General features: G+C 25.4%; 11 protein-coding genes. 7 read left to right on the top strand and 4 right to left on the bottom strand.

The features are described 5' to 3' along the window. The first annotated feature begins 6 nt into the window (after window positions 1-6). From KQI36_RS16385 to KQI36_RS16375, 3 genes are read left to right on the top strand one after another with little or no spacing between them, the layout of a single operon-like run. Window positions 7-1,131: a saccharopine dehydrogenase NADP-binding domain-containing protein gene (locus KQI36_RS16385; RefSeq protein ID WP_216451838.1), complete on the top strand. Its 1,125-nt coding sequence runs from the start codon at window positions 7-9 to the stop codon at window positions 1,129-1,131. 27 nt (window positions 1,132-1,158) lie between these two features. Further along, entirely contained in the window at window positions 1,159-2,253 is a 1,095-nt protein-coding gene (locus KQI36_RS16380) for a Gfo/Idh/MocA family oxidoreductase (protein WP_216451837.1), read from the top strand. Between the two features lie 40 nt (window positions 2,254-2,293). Then, complete coding sequence (locus tag KQI36_RS16375; RefSeq protein WP_216451836.1) at window positions 2,294-7,780, top strand: non-ribosomal peptide synthetase; 5,487 nt, start codon at window positions 2,294-2,296, stop codon at window positions 7,778-7,780. A 129-nt stretch (window positions 7,781-7,909) separates the two neighbouring features. On the opposite strand, the gene KQI36_RS16370 is transcribed toward KQI36_RS16375, so the two are convergent. From KQI36_RS16370 to KQI36_RS16360, 3 genes are read right to left on the bottom strand one after another with little or no spacing between them, the layout of a single operon-like run. Further along, a complete protein-coding gene (locus tag KQI36_RS16370) occupies window positions 7,910-8,689 on the bottom strand; it encodes a 4'-phosphopantetheinyl transferase family protein (protein WP_425321732.1) in 780 nt (259 codons plus the stop codon). A gap of 13 nt (window positions 8,690-8,702) precedes the next feature. After that, window positions 8,703-9,464, bottom strand: coding sequence for a thioesterase II family protein (locus KQI36_RS16365; RefSeq protein WP_216451834.1), 762 nt, complete (start codon window positions 9,462-9,464; stop codon window positions 8,703-8,705). Between the two features lie 56 nt (window positions 9,465-9,520). Then, entirely contained in the window at window positions 9,521-10,498 is a 978-nt protein-coding gene (locus tag KQI36_RS16360; protein WP_216451833.1) for a helix-turn-helix domain-containing protein, read from the bottom strand. Between the two features lie 288 nt (window positions 10,499-10,786). Between KQI36_RS16360 and KQI36_RS16355 the strand changes: the two genes are divergently transcribed. After that, window positions 10,787-12,145 carry an MATE family efflux transporter gene (locus KQI36_RS16355; RefSeq protein WP_216451832.1) on the top strand — a complete coding sequence of 453 codons (1,359 nt, stop codon included), beginning with the start codon at window positions 10,787-10,789 and terminating at the stop codon, window positions 12,143-12,145. Window positions 12,146-12,280: 135 nt separating this feature from the next. Here KQI36_RS16355 and KQI36_RS16350 read toward each other — a convergent pair whose 3' ends face one another. Next, a complete protein-coding gene (locus KQI36_RS16350) occupies window positions 12,281-13,918 on the bottom strand; it encodes an ABC transporter ATP-binding protein (protein WP_216451831.1) in 1,638 nt (545 codons plus the stop codon). Between the two features lie 361 nt (window positions 13,919-14,279). Between KQI36_RS16350 and KQI36_RS16345 the strand changes: the two genes are divergently transcribed. The 3 genes from KQI36_RS16345 to KQI36_RS16335 all read left to right on the top strand — a co-directional run bounded on the left by KQI36_RS16345 (window position 14,280) and on the right by KQI36_RS16335 (window position 17,185). Continuing rightward, window positions 14,280-15,251, top strand: coding sequence for an Rpn family recombination-promoting nuclease/putative transposase (locus KQI36_RS16345; protein ID WP_216451830.1), 972 nt, complete (start codon window positions 14,280-14,282; stop codon window positions 15,249-15,251). Window positions 15,252-15,784: 533 nt separating this feature from the next. Beyond that, window positions 15,785-16,291, top strand: a complete 507-nt coding sequence (locus tag KQI36_RS16340; RefSeq protein WP_216451829.1) for a DNA topology modulation protein — start codon at window positions 15,785-15,787, stop codon at window positions 16,289-16,291. Between the two features lie 195 nt (window positions 16,292-16,486). After that, window positions 16,487-17,185 (top strand): zinc dependent phospholipase C family protein, encoded by a 699-nt coding sequence (locus tag KQI36_RS16335; RefSeq protein ID WP_216451828.1) that lies wholly within the window; start codon window positions 16,487-16,489, stop codon window positions 17,183-17,185. The last annotated feature ends 233 nt before the right edge of the window (window positions 17,186-17,418 follow it).

The raw sequence follows: 17,418 nt of genomic DNA, 5'->3' as shown, positions 1-17,418 counted from the left end.
AATAGATTGGATAAGAAAATTATTGGAATTTTAGGAGCTACAGGAGTAGTTGGTATAGGTGCTGTTAAAACTATTTTAAAATTAAATAAATATGATGTTTTACTTGGATATAGAAATTTAGAGAAAATTAAAAGTTTATATAAAGATATGATTAGTGAAGATCAATATATGAAGGTAGAAATTAATAATGAAGATTTAGTTGATAATTTTTGTGATAGATGTGATTTAGTAGTTAATTGTGCAGGACCGTCTAATTTAATAAGTATTAAAGTAGCAAAATCATGTATTAAAAAAAATGTTAATTATTTAGATGTTTCAGGTAATAAAGCTTTATATGATTATATTAAAGAAAAACAGAGTGAAATTATAAAAAAGAAACTATTATTTATTATTTCAGCTGGAATATACCCAGGATTATCTGAAATTTATCCTGCTTATATATCTGAAAGTATTTTTGATAAAGTAGATAAATTAGAAATTTATTTTAATCACAAGGGAGAAATGTCATTCAATGCTGCATACGATTTTGTATGTGGCATTGAAGAAAATAGTGGACAAGGCATGATGTATTGTAGAGATGGTATTTCAGTAAAACTAGAAAATAGAAGAAATCAAAATTATAAGGATTATGGATTAGAAAAAAGTTTTGATGTATACCCAGTGTTGAATACAGAATTTATTGGAATGGTAAGACAACAAAAAATTAAAAATGCATATTTCTATAATGTTTATGAAGATAAATCAATATTAAATGATTATGTAATCATTAAAGCATTAAAACAATATGAAACAGAAAAGCAAAAAAAAGAATCTGCTAGACTATTGATGAAACACAATTTAAAATCAATAAAAAAAGATGAATTCGTGTCAATGGATATTCAAGCTAACGGTTATAAGGATAATTGTTATATTGAAGTTATATCTAAGCTTTTATGCAAATATGATGGAAATAAATTATCTGGAGTAGTTGCAGCTAATGTTGTAGATAATATTATTTCTAATAAATCTAATATTGTAGGAACTTACTACCCATCACAAATAATAAATCTAAAAAATTTTATTAATAGGTTAATAGACCAATCTATAATAATAAAAACTGAAATTCTAAACATTGAAGAAGGTATGATTTAAATCATTGAAAAATGAAAGGATAAAAAAATGAAGTTAAAAAAAAGACTAAAAACTATAGTTTGTGGTTCAAGATTTGGACAATTTTATATAGAGGCTTTAAATTTGTTAAAAGAAGATTTTGAAATAGTTGGATTATTAGCTAAAGGAAGTGAACGTTCAATAAGCTGTGCAAAAGAATATGGGATTAAATTATATACAGATATTAAAGAGTTACCAACGGATATAGATTTAGCTTGTGTTGTAGTAAAATCTGGTGTCATCGGTGGCAATGGTACAGAGTTAACATTAGAGTTTTTATCTAAAGGAATAAATGTAATTTTAGAGCAACCTGTTCATTATAATGATATAACAAAATGCATGAAAGTTGCTAGAAAAAATAATGTTTGTTTCCATATAGGTGATTTATATGTAAATCTTCCATCAGTGAAAAAATTTAGCTTATATTCTAAGGCAATATTAAAAGAGCAAAAAGGATTATATATAGATTTATCATGTACAACTCAAGTATCTTTTCCATTAGTTCATATTTTACTGAAAATATTATCATCAACCAGACCTTTAAAAATTAACGATAATATTGAAAAAGTTGGGATATTAAAAATACTTACTGGAAAAATTGGAGATATTCCTATTTTAATAAAAGCGGACAATAGATTGGATCCAGAAAATCCAGATAACTGTTTACCTTTGTTACATGAAATAAATATTGGATTTGAAGGAGGAAGAATATCTTTAATAGAAACTCATGGTTTTATAGTTTGGTCACCTTGTTTATATGTGCCTGAAGTTAATGGAATTCCAAATAAGTTTAAAGATAAGTGTCCTTTGAATTTAATTGATAATAGCTCTGAAATACTTGGTGGAATAACAGAAAACTCTTTTAAAGATATACTTACAAAAGAGTGGCCAGTAGCAATAGGTAAAGATTTAATATTCATAAAAGATATGATTTTAAAAGACATTAAAAAAGAAGTGTTAAACAAAAATGGACAACAGAATCTTTTATGTTCTAAGTATTGGCATGAAATAACTAAAAAATTAGGATACCCTTCTATAAAAAACAATGATGATTATAAACATATATCTATAAATAATCTGCAACAAATTATAGTAAATGATTAAAAAATATTTATATCGAGCATTTGAAAGGAGTTGCATTTGAGTGGAAAATGAAGCTAAAAAACTTTTGAAATATTTAAATAATATAGGTGTAACATTATGGCAAGAGGATGGAGCCTTACGCTATAGAGCACCTAAAGGAGTATTATCTAGCAGTAATTTAGAAAAACTAAAATTTTATAAAAATAATATAATAAATATATTAGCAAATCAAGAGAGGGAGGGTAAAACAGAAATAGATTCAGAATCACAATTTATACCATTTCCTTTATCAGATGTGCAATCTGCATATTTGTTAGGAAGAGAAGAACTTTTTGAATATGGTAGTGTTGCTTGTCATATTTATATGGAGTTAAATTATTCAGATTTAGAGCATGAAATGGCAGAAGAAGCATGGAATAAACTTATTTTAAGACATAATATGTTGAGAGCAGTATTTGATAAAAAAGGTAATCAAAGAATATTAGAAACTGTTCCTAGATTTAAAATAAACTATATGGACTTGTCTGAAGGTGATGTTTCATATAATAAATTAAAGCTTAACTCTATAAGAGAAGAAATGGGACATAGAATATATAATGCTGAAAATTGGCCATTATTTGATGTAGGAATAACTAAAATGAAGAATAATTCAATTTTACATTTTTCTATGGATTTTCTAATTGCGGATTGGACAAGCATTCTTTTACTAATATCAGAATTTGAAAAAATATATGAAAATCCTAATATTTCTTTGCCAGAACTAAAAATAACATTTAAAGATTATATGGTAAAGGAACATAATCTAAAGAAAAGTCCTGAATATTTAAGTGATAAAAAATATTGGATGGATAGAATAGATAGTTTACCATTAGCACCTAAATTACCTTTAAATAATAAAAAAGCAGAAGATAAAAAAGCAGTTAATTTTAAACGTTATTCATTACATCTTGATAATGAAAAATGGACAAAAATCAAAAATCATACTAAGAATTTTGGATTAACACCATCTACTATAGTAATGACTGCATATGCAAAGGTAATAGAAAAGTGGAGTAGTAATAAAAAGTTTTTATTGAATCTTACATTACTGAATCGCCAACCATTACACCCACAAGTAAACGAGATTATTGGAGATTTCACATCGGTAAATTTACTAGAAATTAATATGGAAAATGATTATTCTTTTAAAGAATGTGCAAAATCAATACAGAATCAATTATTAGATGATTTAGATCACCGTTTATTTTCTGGCGTAGAAGTATTAAGAGAAACATCCCGTAGAAAAGGTAGAGAAAATGCTTTAATGCCAATAGTATTTACTAGTGCAATTGGTCTTACAAAACAGATTAAAAAAAGCAAAATGAAAGGACAAATAGGTGAACATGGAATAAGTCAAACTCCACAAGTATTTATAGATTGTCAAGCAATGGATAATGAAATGGGATTAGATATAAATTGGGATGTTAGAGAAGGGGTATTTCCTAAACATATAATAGAAGATATGTTTAAGACATTTAAAAAACTTTTAAACATTTTATCAGAAAATGAAAAGCTATGGGACGAAAAAGAAATTTTAAAACTTCCTTCTTGGCAGGAAGAAGTTTTAAAGAAGGTTAATGATACAAAGTTAAATATGGATACCAAATTATTACATTATGATATTTTTAAAAATGCTATAAAATATCCTGAAAAAATTGCAGTTATTGACTCAAAAGAGCAACTTAGTTATAGTGAATTAGTTTTTAGAAGTTTAAATATTGGTAGCAAATTAAAAGAATTAGGTTGTAGGCCTCAAGACAAAGTTGCGATAATTATGGACAAATCTGTACACCAAGTATCCTCTGTGTTAGGAGTATTAGCTATTGGGGGAGTGTATGTTCCAATAGATGTAAAACAGCCATATAAACGTTTACAAAATATAATTAAAAAAGCAAATATAAAATATATTATAACAAATTCATCAGTAAAAAGAACTTGGGATGAAAGTTTAAATGTAATAGAGGTTGATAAATTAATATATTCTAATGATTATAATGTAACTCCTCAATTAGGGAATCCAGAACTTCCGGCATATGTAATTTTCACATCTGGTTCTACTGGAGAGCCTAAAGGTGTAATTATAAGCCATAAAGCTGCTATGAATACAATTGATGATATTAATACAAAATTTGATGTTAAATATACTGATAAGGTGATTGGACTTGCTAAATTAAGCTTTGATTTATCAGTTTACGATATTTTTGGACTACTTTCAGTAGGTGGAACTTTAATATATCCAAATAATGATAGGTTAACAGATCCATCTCATTGGGCTGAGTTAATGATAAAACATGGAGTAACAATATGGAATACAGTTCCGGCAATGATGGAAATTTTAATATCTTATCTAAGTTATAATTCAAATATTAACATTTCTACACTACGTTTAACATTACTTTCAGGTGATTGGATTCCTTTAAAATTGCCTAATATGATAAATAACTATTTACCTAATAGCATGGTTGTTAGTTTAGGTGGAGCTACAGAAGCAGCAATATGGTCTATTTATCATATTTATGAAGGATATAATGATGAATATAAAAGCATACCTTATGGAAAACCTTTATCTAATCAACAGTTCCGTATTTTAGATTATAAAATGAATGATTGTCCAGTGTGGTGTCAAGGAGAATTGTATATCTTAGGTGATGGTCTAGCATATGGGTACTTAAATGATGAGGGGAGTACATCTAAACAGTTTGTTACCCATCCATCAGATAAAATGAGAATGTATAAAACCGGTGATTTAGGATGTTATCACCCTGATGGTAATATTGAATTCTTAGGAAGAATAGATAATCAAGTAAAAATAAAAGGACATAGAATTGAACTAGGAGAAATTGAAAGCGCATTAATTAAACATCCGTCTATTGCTATGGCAAATGTTTTAGTAGATAAAATAAATGAGGAAAAATCTTTATTAGGTGTTGTTAAACTTGCTAACAGTAGGAATATAGATAAAAAAGAAATTAGTTCTAATTTGTATAAACTATATGATGGAATTCATGAAAGTTCTGATTCAGTCATTGAAGATATAGATAGTGATAGCATAAAAAATGCAGTAAACTGTCTTGATAAAGTAGTACTAAATTCTATGTTATATTCACTTCAAAAAATTGGACTGTTAAAAAATGGAGAAAAAATGAATATTGAAGATATAATTAATTGTAAAAAAATTAGTGATGATTTTCATTGGATTGTAATTCGTTGGTTATCAAAATTAAAAGAAGATAAAGTTTTATTAACAGATGATAATAGCAATTATGTATGTAGTAAATATATAACTAAAGATGAGATAGAAAAACAGTGGGATATTTTAGAACAAGTATGGGAAAAAATAAGTGGCACTAAAGGATTTATAAACTATTTACGTGGATGTTTTGAAAAGTTGCCACAGTTATTAGCTAAAGAGCAAGATCCAGTTTCATTACTTTATCCAGAAGGTAAAATGGATTATGTACAGTCTTTATATTTTGAACATATAATTTCTAGATATTTAAATAGTTGTATAGCTACTTTAATAAAAAGAATAGCTGAAAATCATCCTAAAAAACCATTAAGAATTTTAGAAATAGGAGCAGGGACAGGAGCAACTACTGAGCAAGTATTAGATATTCTTAAGGAAGAAGAAATAGAATATTTATTTACGGATAATACAAAGTTTTTTATACCTAGTGCAAAAAGTCGATTTGAAAAATATAAAGGTGTAACCTTTGGCATATTCGATATAGATAATAATTATAGAACTCAAGGATTTGCACCAAATAGTTTTGACATAATTATTGGAGCAGAAGTAATAGAAAATGCAAAGAATATACCTAAGACTTTTAAAAATCTAATAGAGTTATTGTCTCCACAAGGTTGGATGGTTTTTTCAGAACCAGTTAAGGAACAGAATTGGATTTTAATATCACAAGCATTTATGATGACAAAACCTAGTGATGAGCTTAGAGTAAAGAGTTCATATCTTAATGCAGATAGCTGGTTAAGTCTTATGAAACAACATAGTAAATCTCCAATTTTAATGTTGCCACAAAGAGAACATAGACTGGCTCCTTTTGGAATTAATGTTTTTGCAATGTGTGTAAAGGAAGAAAAAGAGTTACTTAAAGAAAAAGAGATTATAGACTATTTATCACAGCAAGTTCCAGATTACATGATACCTTCTCATATACAAATAGTAGACGAGATTGCTCTTACTGTTAATGGAAAGGTTGATAAAAAAGAATTAAGTACATGGAGACCGAAAATTATAGAAAATAAAGATATAATTACAGTTAAAAATGAAGAAAAAGATTTTCTAGAAAATTATTTAACTACTTTATGGACAGAAGCATTAAGTATTCCATGTATTGATAAAACAGAAGATTTTTATCATTTTGGTGCAGATTCTCTAATTATGGCTCAAGTTGCTGCAAAATTACGTAGCAAACTTTCAAAAGAGCCTTTTAAAAAGGATATACCCTTTGATGTGTTATTAAAGCAAATGCTCAACGAACCTAATATTAAATCAAGTGCAAAATTCATAAGAAACTATGATAATGATTATAAGAAGGTTTCCTTAAAACAAGAGAATAATAGTAATGGAGTAATAACAAAATTTAATTCTGAAAAGAAAGAGCCGTTAAGAGTAGTATTTCATGCCGGATTAGGAAGCATAAATGAATTTGGTTTACTTTTAGAAAATTTAAAAGAACAAGGATTAGGTACCGTTGTAGGTATCACTGTAAATGATGATAAAATTTATAGGCAAATAGATGAAAAAAAACTTATTAATGCTCTTGCAGATGACTATTCAAAGCTTTTAATTGATACAGGATATGAAAAGTTTCAACTAATAGGCCATAGTATGGGGGGATTAATAGCAGTTGAAGTTGCAAGACGTTTATTAGAAAATAATATATCTGTAATAGATGTTGCTTTAATTGATAGCTTTCCAGGAACATTTTATATTGAAGATGATTTAATTCTTGAAGCTATGTTTCAATTAGCATTAAATATAAATTTAAACCAAGTTGGCTGTAATAATGTAGGTATAAATAGTTTATCTAAAGGAATAAATTATCTGCTAAAAGAAAATAAAAAGAAAATTTCTAAGGGTTCAGCTTGTTTAATAGGTGGAAATGAAACATTAAATAAAGTTGGAGATATGTTTAGAAAAATGGGCTCTTTAAGTAAAAAAGAAAGGTTTAAAATATATAGTAGCTCTATTGAAAATAAAATACCAGTAGAAATGTTGCAAGAGTTATTTAGTGTATTTTGTCATAGTTCAAAATCAGCTAATTATATTCCAGAAGCGTATGTAGGAGAAATTAGATTTTTTAAAGCCAAGGAATTTTCTAATATATTAGTAGGTGATAATGAAACAGTTATAGATTTATGGGAAGATATATGTATTGGCGACTTAGAAGTTATAGAAATTGAAGGAAATCATTTCTCTTGTGTAAATAATGAATCTTATGTTAAAGAACTAGTTAAATTAATTGCATCTCCTATAATTACTAACTAGTTAAATAATAAAAGCTATCATTTATCTAATAATTTAATTTAGATAAATGATAGCTTAAAATTTTTACAAAATATGTTCTATTAAATTTAAAAAAATACGTTGAGAATTATAGGCAAAGTCTTAAATTATTTAATAGTATTCACCTAATTTATCATGTTTAAAGCAAATAGATGCAGTATAGTTGTCTAGGATATTAAATGAAATGATATTCCATATATATCCTGAATAATTTTCATCATTAACTTTATAATAATTATCAAATTTATTTTGTATATAAAATGAACTCAGTGACCTATTTAATCCTTCACCAGTAGCTTTAAGAAAAGCCTCTTTTTGGGTCCAATATCTATAAAAAATATCCTGTTTTTTTAAGTTTGAAACTTTATTAAAGTTTTCAATTTCAATTTCATGAAAATAGTTAGTAACTATATCATTAAAATCATTAATATTCTTATTATATTCAACATCTATTCCAATAGTTGCTGAACTTGAAAATGCAAAAGCAATTAAATTATTTGAATGAGAAATATTAAAATTAATATTTTTATCATCTATAAATACTTTTGGCTTTCCATATAGGTCTTTTTCAAATTTAATTAAATTATTTGGTAAGTTTAAATATCTGCTTATCAAGATTCGTAATAATCCATGTGTTATTGCAAAACGTTCTTTATCTTTTTCAAAATAAAAGCTATTCATTTTATTTACTTCATCATTACAAAGAAGATTTTCAAAGAATAAAGTATTAGATTTATATAAGTCAATATAAATCAGCCAAATATGAATTTCATTTTTATTTAGTTCTAATAAACTTGAAATCTTAAAACTGATAGTATCAAAATCCTTTACTATTATCTTTAAAAATTCATTATCATTTTTATTAAAAAAATCAAAATAATTATTAATCATCTAATTTTTAAGGTTAACTTGGAACCCTATAATTTGAAATGATTTTAGAGATTTTATTTAAAAGCTCCTCAACATGTGATTTGAAAAAGAAATGATCGCCTTCAATCATACTATAAGAAAATAAATTGCTTGTATAAGCTGACCAGTCTTGAATTTCATCTTCAGATGCTTCTGTATCATATACGCCTCCAAAAGCTATTATAGGACAAGGCAAAGGAGATTTATCTTTAAATACATAAGTTTCATCTATTGTATAATCTGCTCTTAATATAGGAAGAAATAAATTCATAAGTTCTTTATTTTCAAAAATAATATTAGGAATACCAGATAATTTTCCTATTGCATTTAAAAATTCATTATCAGGTAAAAAATGAATAGGATTTGGCTCTGGGATGTGTGGAGCTCGACTTCCTGAAACAATCAAACAGTTTGGTATTTTATTATAAACAGAATTAAGGTTATGAGTAATTTCAAAAGCCACTCTAGCACCTAAACTATGACCAAAAAACAAAAAAGGTTTATCTAAATATGGCAATATAGAGTTTGTAATATATTTAACTAAACTATCCATATCAAGGATAGGATCTTCACAGATTCTATTTTCTCTTCCAGGTAACTGAATAGGGTATACGCCTATATCTTTTGGTAAGAATTTATGCCATTGACCATATATAGATGCTCCACTACCAGCACAAGGCAAGCAAAAAATACGAATTTTATCATTAGGATTTGGATATGTTAATAACCAAGATGTAGTTTTAGTTTTGAATTTCATAATAACCTCCCATAATTTGTTATTCATTTTAAATCATTTGTCAATGAAAGCTATAGTTATAGACTTATATTACATTTAGTTAGTTTACGATATTGAGTTGGCAATAAACCTGTTTTACGTTTAAATAGCTCTGAAAAGTAACCAACATGATTGTAGCCAACAGCTCTAGAAATTTCACGTATAGTTAAACTACTATTTACCAGAAGATATTCAGCATAGTTGATTCTCATATCTTGTATATATTGAGTAATTGTACATTTATATGCTTCTTTAAAAATGTATTTAAGCTTAGTTTTTCCCATAAGAGCAATTTCAGCAAGTCTATCTAGCTTAATATCATATATAAAATTATCTTCAATATAATCATGTACTAAAGAAAGAAAATGTGAATCCTGAGAAGTTAAAATCTTTTTTTTAGTAAAGTTCCTATTTCTATTTTTCTCTATTATTAAAGAGAATGCTTCAAAAACTTTGCTTTCGTAATACATCTTAGCAGCAGCACCGGTACCACGAAAATTCCTTATTTGTCTAAATACAAATATAAGTTCTGAAAAGTCATCTATATCATTAATAGAGTTAAATGCAAATTGAGGATTCTTAAATTCACCAGGATATTTTATATCTAAATAGTTTTCATAAAATTCAGGCATTATTTCTATACCAACTGAATGAACTGGAATATTTCTATGGTAAATTGCTCTATATAAATCGTTGTTGGAAATATGTCCTCGTATACAACTTTTATTAAATTGTTTATAAGGTTGAAGCTCTTTTTTTGAGATAGAATCATAATAATTTATTCCTATGTAGGTAGGTTGTTTATACTCTAAAAAAAGATCATCATAAAGAACATAGTCCTGTATAGAAATAGAAAATAGATTTTCTTTAGCATATACCCAGTAATATCCATTACCTTTATTAGGTGATACACAATAACATAAGCCTTCTTTGTTATAATTAAAAGTAGATTTGGCAGGGCGAAAACCACATTTAAATAAACAAGGTTCATGCATTTCTTTTATAATATCTTTCATAAATACCCCTCCCATTTTAAATAGCAGAATAAGACATTAAATTTCCGCTAATAGACAACTATCTTGTTATCAATTGACAATGATTCTAAATAGAATTATATATAAGTGTATAAGTAAAAATTTTATAGCATATATTGAAATATAATAATGATAATGATTATCATTATTATAAGGTAATTATATCATTATTTTACTATTTAAGTCAATTGAAGTTTAAGGGGGGATAATATGTGTTTTAGATTTATTAATATTTATTAATAATTAATTGATTAATGGAGGGATAAATTTATGAGTAAAAATAGAGAAGAATTAATAAATGAAGACCCTAAAAAATTAATGATTAAGTTATGTGTTCCAGCAATAGTAGGTATGGTTGTAATAGGCTTATATTCTTTCATGGATGGAGTTTTTGCTGGACAATTAATAGGAAAAAATGCTATGGGAGCTGTATCAGTAGCATATCCACTTACTTTAATTAACTGTGCCATAGCTACTCTAGTAGGTATCGGATCTGCTTCGGTTTTAGCTAGGGCTATAGGGAAAAATGACCAAAAAACTGTAGATAAAATTATGGGAAATTTACTATCTTTAGTTTTATTACTTTCAATTGCCGTTATGATTTTAGGTATAATATTTGCTAGAAAGTTATTACTTTTAACTGGAGCAAAAGGAGAAATATTAGAATTAGCAGTAAGATATATTAGAATTGTTTTTCTAGGTTCAATTTTTGTTAATTTTGCACAAAGCGCTAATATGATAATGCGTGGTGAAGGACTTATGAATAAAGCTATGATTTTTATGGGTATAGGAGCAATATTAAATATAATTTTAGATCCTATTTTAATTATAGCTTTTGGAGAATATGGAATTGAAGGTGCAGCAGTAGCTACAATATCTTCTCAATTTGTACAATTTGTAATAACAATGATATATTTTATTAAGAAGAGTAAAACTGTAAGATTCCATAAAATAAGAGTTGAAAGATTACTTCTTCCTCAAATATTTTCAGTAGGATTATCTGCTATGATGATGCAACTAATGAGTATTTTACAACAAACTTTAATGTATAGGATGGCATCAAAGTATGGTGGAGAAAGTCAGTTAATATTAATGGGTGCAGTTTTAAGAATACAAGCATTTTCATTTATTCCTCTTTGGGGGATGAGTCAAGGGTTACAACCAGTAGTAGGTACAAATTATGGAGCAAAATTATTTTCAAGGGTAAAAAAATCTACGAATATATTTATAATAGGAGCAACAGTTTTGGCATTAATATTTTGGATTCCTATTGAAATTTTTTCATCTAATGTATTAGCATTATTTATAACAGATGTAGAAGCTGTTAAGGCAGGAATAGTTAGCTTTAGAACTATGTATAGTGTATTCCCAGTGTTGGGAACAATAATTATGGGAATAACTTTTTTTCAATCAATAGGTAATGGAAAAAATGCTAGTATTATGGTTTTATTAAGACAAGTAATACTTTTTATACCGACAATAACAATACTTCCTAAAATAATAGGAATTTATGGGGTGTGGCTTGCAACACCACTAGTAGATGGAACAGTATTTATTATGGCGTTATATTTAATTTTCAAGGAATATAAAAATATGGATAACTCAAGTGAAATGAAAGTAAAAGTGTAATATGAATAAAATTAAGTTTGTAGTTAAATTTGAATGTAAAAGATTTATTATAGATCAAAAAATCATAAAGTAAGTTTACTGAAAAAATCCCCAGTTAAATTATATATTTTTCAATATATAATTTAACTGGGGATTTTATTTAACTTTAAAATCATCAATATTTATTACTTTATTACATTGTTCCAATATTTTATCTTTATGAGATATTATAAATACAATTTTATCTTTATAATATTTTTTTATGTTATTTATAATGTTTTCTTCCATGGAAGAATCTAAAGCAGAATTTATTTCATCTAATAATAGAATATCACTATCTTTTAATAAAGCCCTTGCTATACATATAATTTGTTTTTCACCACCGGACAGATTTAAGTTTTTATCATTTATAATTGTATCATACCCATTTTCTAAAGACATAATTTTTTCATGAATATTTAAGTCTTTACAGATTTTATAAACACTTTCTTTTGAAGTTTTTCCAAAGCAACTTATATTGTTTATTATGCTATCTGGAAATAAATATATATTTTGTGGTACATAGGCTACTCTATTTAAAATTTGTTTTTCAGTTAGTATATTTTGAGGAATTTCATTTAAAAATAAATTATCTACATGATAAAATCCGCATATTAATTTCATAAGAGATGTTTTCCCAGAACCATTTCTTCCTTTTATAGCAATAATATCATTTTTATTTACATTAAATTTCATATTTTTAAATATATAATTTTCATTGTATTTAAAGTTAATATCTCTAGCACATATAGAGTTGATTTTAAAATTCAAATCAATTTCTTTATCATCAACTTCAAATTTACTTATAAAATTTAATATTCTATTTAAAGAAGTATCTATATCTTTTAATATTATATTTATTTCTATAATGATTTTTAATTGAGATGTTAATTGAATAGCATATGAATATATAGTAAATATATCTCCAATATGAATCGTATGATTTAATATATATATAAGTCCTCCAATTAACACTGAGGAAGCTCTAAAAATAGATAATACAAAAAAACTTATATTGGAATATATACTAGATGTTTTAGTTAATTTTTTACAGTTAATTAAATTTTTAGTATTTCTTTTTTTTAATATAGATATACATTTTTCCTCTAAACCTAATATTTTAATATTCATAAATCCAGAAATGAAATTTTTTAAGTCTTTTAATAAATCTTCTTCAGAAATTTTATATTTAGAATAATTATTTTTTAGCTTATGAGAAAATATTTTTTGTAGTAAGATTAAAAAAATAAATAAAGAACATACAATAAGTGTTGCTATTTCATTTACTCGTAACATTGCCACTATTAAAACTAAAATGTGAACTAAAGACACTATAAGATAAAAAAAATTAAAAAAGGCTTTTTCTAAACTTTCAGTATCCTTTAAAAGCTTATTTATAATTTCCCCTTCACTTTCTTTTTCCAATAAAACCATATTAGAATTAAAAAGCTTTTCATAACAAAAAGTTCTTATATTATTTTCAATAGTTTTATTGATAACAGAAAATCTTATAGAAATCAATATGTTACATAAGTCCCAAATAAAATATAACAGTATAACAATAAAAAATCTTTTAACAAGTAAATTAACAGTGGCGGTGCTGTTTTCTAAACTTGATAACATTCCGCCTAAAAGATAAGGAATAAAAACAGAACATAATATTGTTAAAAATTCTAAAACTGTAGCAAATATTATATTAGGTGTTTGAGGTTTTATAAATTTATATAAAAATTTTAAATTTTTTTTACTTCTCATTATAAAATACTCCATAATAATATAAATAAATTTGGTTCCTTTTTACAAATATGTTACATTAAGCATCATATAAAAACAATAAATTTCAAGATAATTAATAAAATGGAAAGAATTTGTTAACAAATATATAGAAGCTTAAATTATCTATAAATAAGGGAATGTAATTAAAAAGAATTAGTATTAAAGAATTTTTTTTTAAATAACATTAAAGCATTATTTTCACTAATAAAATTTTCATTAAAACCTTTTACAATAAAATTGTGTAACTAAATTATGTAATACAATAATTATTTATGAAATAAAGACATGAAGAAAATAATTAAATTATGATATAATTAGATAAACAAAGGATGTGAATAAATTGGCTAAAAAACATGATTTTGATGCAGCTTGGAAGTCTATATTAGAAGCTTTTGAAACAGAAATAGTAGAACTGCTTTTTCCAGAGATATTTAATAAGATAAATTGGAATTTAGGAACCGAATCACTAGATAAAGAATTACAAGAAATTCAAAAGGATATATTTGATAGAGATAGTAGTGAGAAAATAATTTCAGATAAAATAATAAAAGTAAGATTAAAAAACAAAGAAAGTAAAATACTATTTATACATGTGGAAGTACAAAGTTATAGTAGTGACCATGAAGTTTTTGGGGAAAGAATGTTTAGATATTTTTATAGAATATGGGATAAGTTTAGATATAAACAAAAAGATAAATCAGAAATAGTAGCTGCAGCAATATATACTTATAAGGGACAACGTGGAAAAGATAAAAGGTATGTTTATAAGTTGCCAGAAATAGATAATGATATATTAATATATAATTTTAGAACTATAGATATAGAGAAAATGAATTTTGAAGAAATTAGTGAAGATAACCCATTAAAATTAGTTTTTAAAATGGCGAAAAGTTTGCTGGAAATCGGTGTAACTGATGAAGAAATATACGATGCAAAAATCAATTTAGCTGATGAGTTAAAAAACTATGATAAAGTAAAAAATAATGAACAAATAAAAGCATTAGTAGACTTTTTAGAATACTTATTTTTAATTGAAAACCCTGAATTAGAAAGAAAGTTTGATGAGTATAAAAAGAAAAGTGGAGGTGCGTTTAAAATGACTATAGAAGAAATTAGAAAACTACATTATAAACAAGTTGGAAAAGAGGAAGGTAGAGAAGAAGGTAGAGAAGAAGGTATAGAGGAAAGTAAAAGAGAAATAGCTAAAAAACTTTTAAAAAAAGGTATAGATATTGATATTATTATTGAGACAACAGAATTAAGTTTAGAGGAAATAAATAACATTATAAAAGACTTAGAAAAAAGTAATTAATTTATTTATAAAAATTTCTCAATTATAGTATTAAAATAGAATGGCTTAGATTTACGTGCATGCTTGTAACATTATAATATAATCAATATAGTCAATTGAAAACAGATAAAAAACATATGATAATATATGTTTTTTTATTTTATAAAGTTTTTAAAAATCTATAAGGTTCCAAGTTGACTTTTAAAATTATCCATTCCAAAACTTGGATACCTAAAATAGTGAGACATGCTCCGAATCACTTAAAATTCAACACTGTATTTTGTGTGAAAATATTTTAAAGTTATTTAATAAATTTAAATTGGAGCTTGTTTCCCTATAAATATAGGATTTTAAGTATAAGCAAAAAAATCTAAAATTTTTAAAATTATAGTATTAAAAAAATAATGAAGGAATTTCATATATATGTAGCGAAAATGTATTAGATTTATATATTTTTTATAGATTATACAAAGCTAGAAAGTGATTTAAAACAATATTATAAATAAAAGGTTATAGTTTATATATTATTAACTCAATAGGAAGAGGGGTATTCTATGAGAATAGCAATAATTGGATATAGCGGTAGTGGAAAGTCAACACTTGCTCGAAAACTTGCCGAACATTATGATATACCGGTTTTATTTCTTGATACAGTTAAGTTTTTACCAAATTGGGTTGAACGTGATACAGAAGAATGCCGTTTTATAACTTGGAAATTTATGAAGAATGAGTCATGGGTAATTGATGGAAACTATAATGATTTTTTTGAGAAAGAACGATTAGAACAAGCTGATAAAATTATTTTCTTAGATTTCCCTCGTAGGATATGTATTTATAGAGCTATAAAAAGATATTTTAAGAATCGAAATAAAACCCGAGAAAGTATGGCTGAAGGGTGTATAGAAAAAATTGATTTAGAATTCATTTGGTGGATTCTACATGAGGGTAGAACTAAAGAAAAACATAATCATTATAAAAATATAGAAAAAGAATTTAAAGATAAAGTTGTAGTATTGAAAAGGCCTAAAGATGTGGAGTTATTCTTTAAAAAAATGATTTAATAATATAGAAGAAAGTAACTATTTAAGAAAGCAGGTTCAAATTAGTTATGCTAATAAATATGAAAATATATGGTGAAAGATATTATGATTTATATAGTAGTTGCTTTTCAATTGTGAAATAAAGCATCACAACTATAATGAAGTCCAACTGATAATTATTTATGTTTTGTACTTTTTAGCAAAGGAGAGAAATAAATGGGGTATTTTATGGTACATTTAAAAGTCGCTGAAAAATTATTAAAAAACAATGCTAATATAAAAGATATTGGTGCATTTTACAAAGGATCACTTGCTCCAGATGCTATTATGTTTAGAAAAGGATGTAAACGTTCTGAAAAGTCATCAACTCATTTTTGTGTTGGAGATGAAGGTTGGGGATATTATACTAATTATGATGAATGGGAAAATAATTTAAATTTAAACATTAGAAATTATGCTAATACAACAAATCCTGATTTTTTATTTGGATATTATGCACATATAATTACTGATATTGCTTATACAAGTAGATTTTGGACTCCTATTAGGGTTAAAGAAGATAAAAAAAATATAGACGACTATTTAAAAAATAAAAACTCTAATATAATTGCAGAAAATAAAAAAAATATAGATAGTTATTTAAAAGATATTGCTGAAATCGATTCACGCTTATTAGAAAGTCTTGAAAACAAAGAAATATTATGGTCATTACTAGAAAATTCTACAAATTATTGCTTATCAGGTCTATTTGATGTTAATGACTTATCAATATTAATAAATGAGATGATAAATCATATGTACAATAATCGTAAGTCAGATTTAGATTACGAATTTAATGTGGTGAAATTTTCTGATATGCTTGATTTCATAGATAGAGTAGTTTCAAAAATTAGTAACAGTCAATTTATAGTATAAATAAAGGGAAGTTAAAAATGACTTCCCTTTAAAAATGTAATATTATTAGAACTATTTTAAAACATATCTAAAGTGAAGAAAATTTATGTTTTTATTATTTAGTATTTACTGTAATAACAAAAATCATAGCCTAAAAGTTCTTTCTCTAATTTATCAAAATCGTATTTTCTTTGATGAAAATTATTAAAGGTATCTTTGTTAGAAGATGAATTTTTATATTGCCTTTTCATTAT

Origin of the sequence: Clostridium senegalense (genome assembly GCF_018916625.1) — a bacterium.
Classification (GTDB): Bacteria; Bacillota; Clostridia; order Clostridiales; family Clostridiaceae; genus Clostridium_J; species Clostridium_J senegalense.
This window is presented reverse-complemented; position numbering and strand designations above follow the sequence as displayed.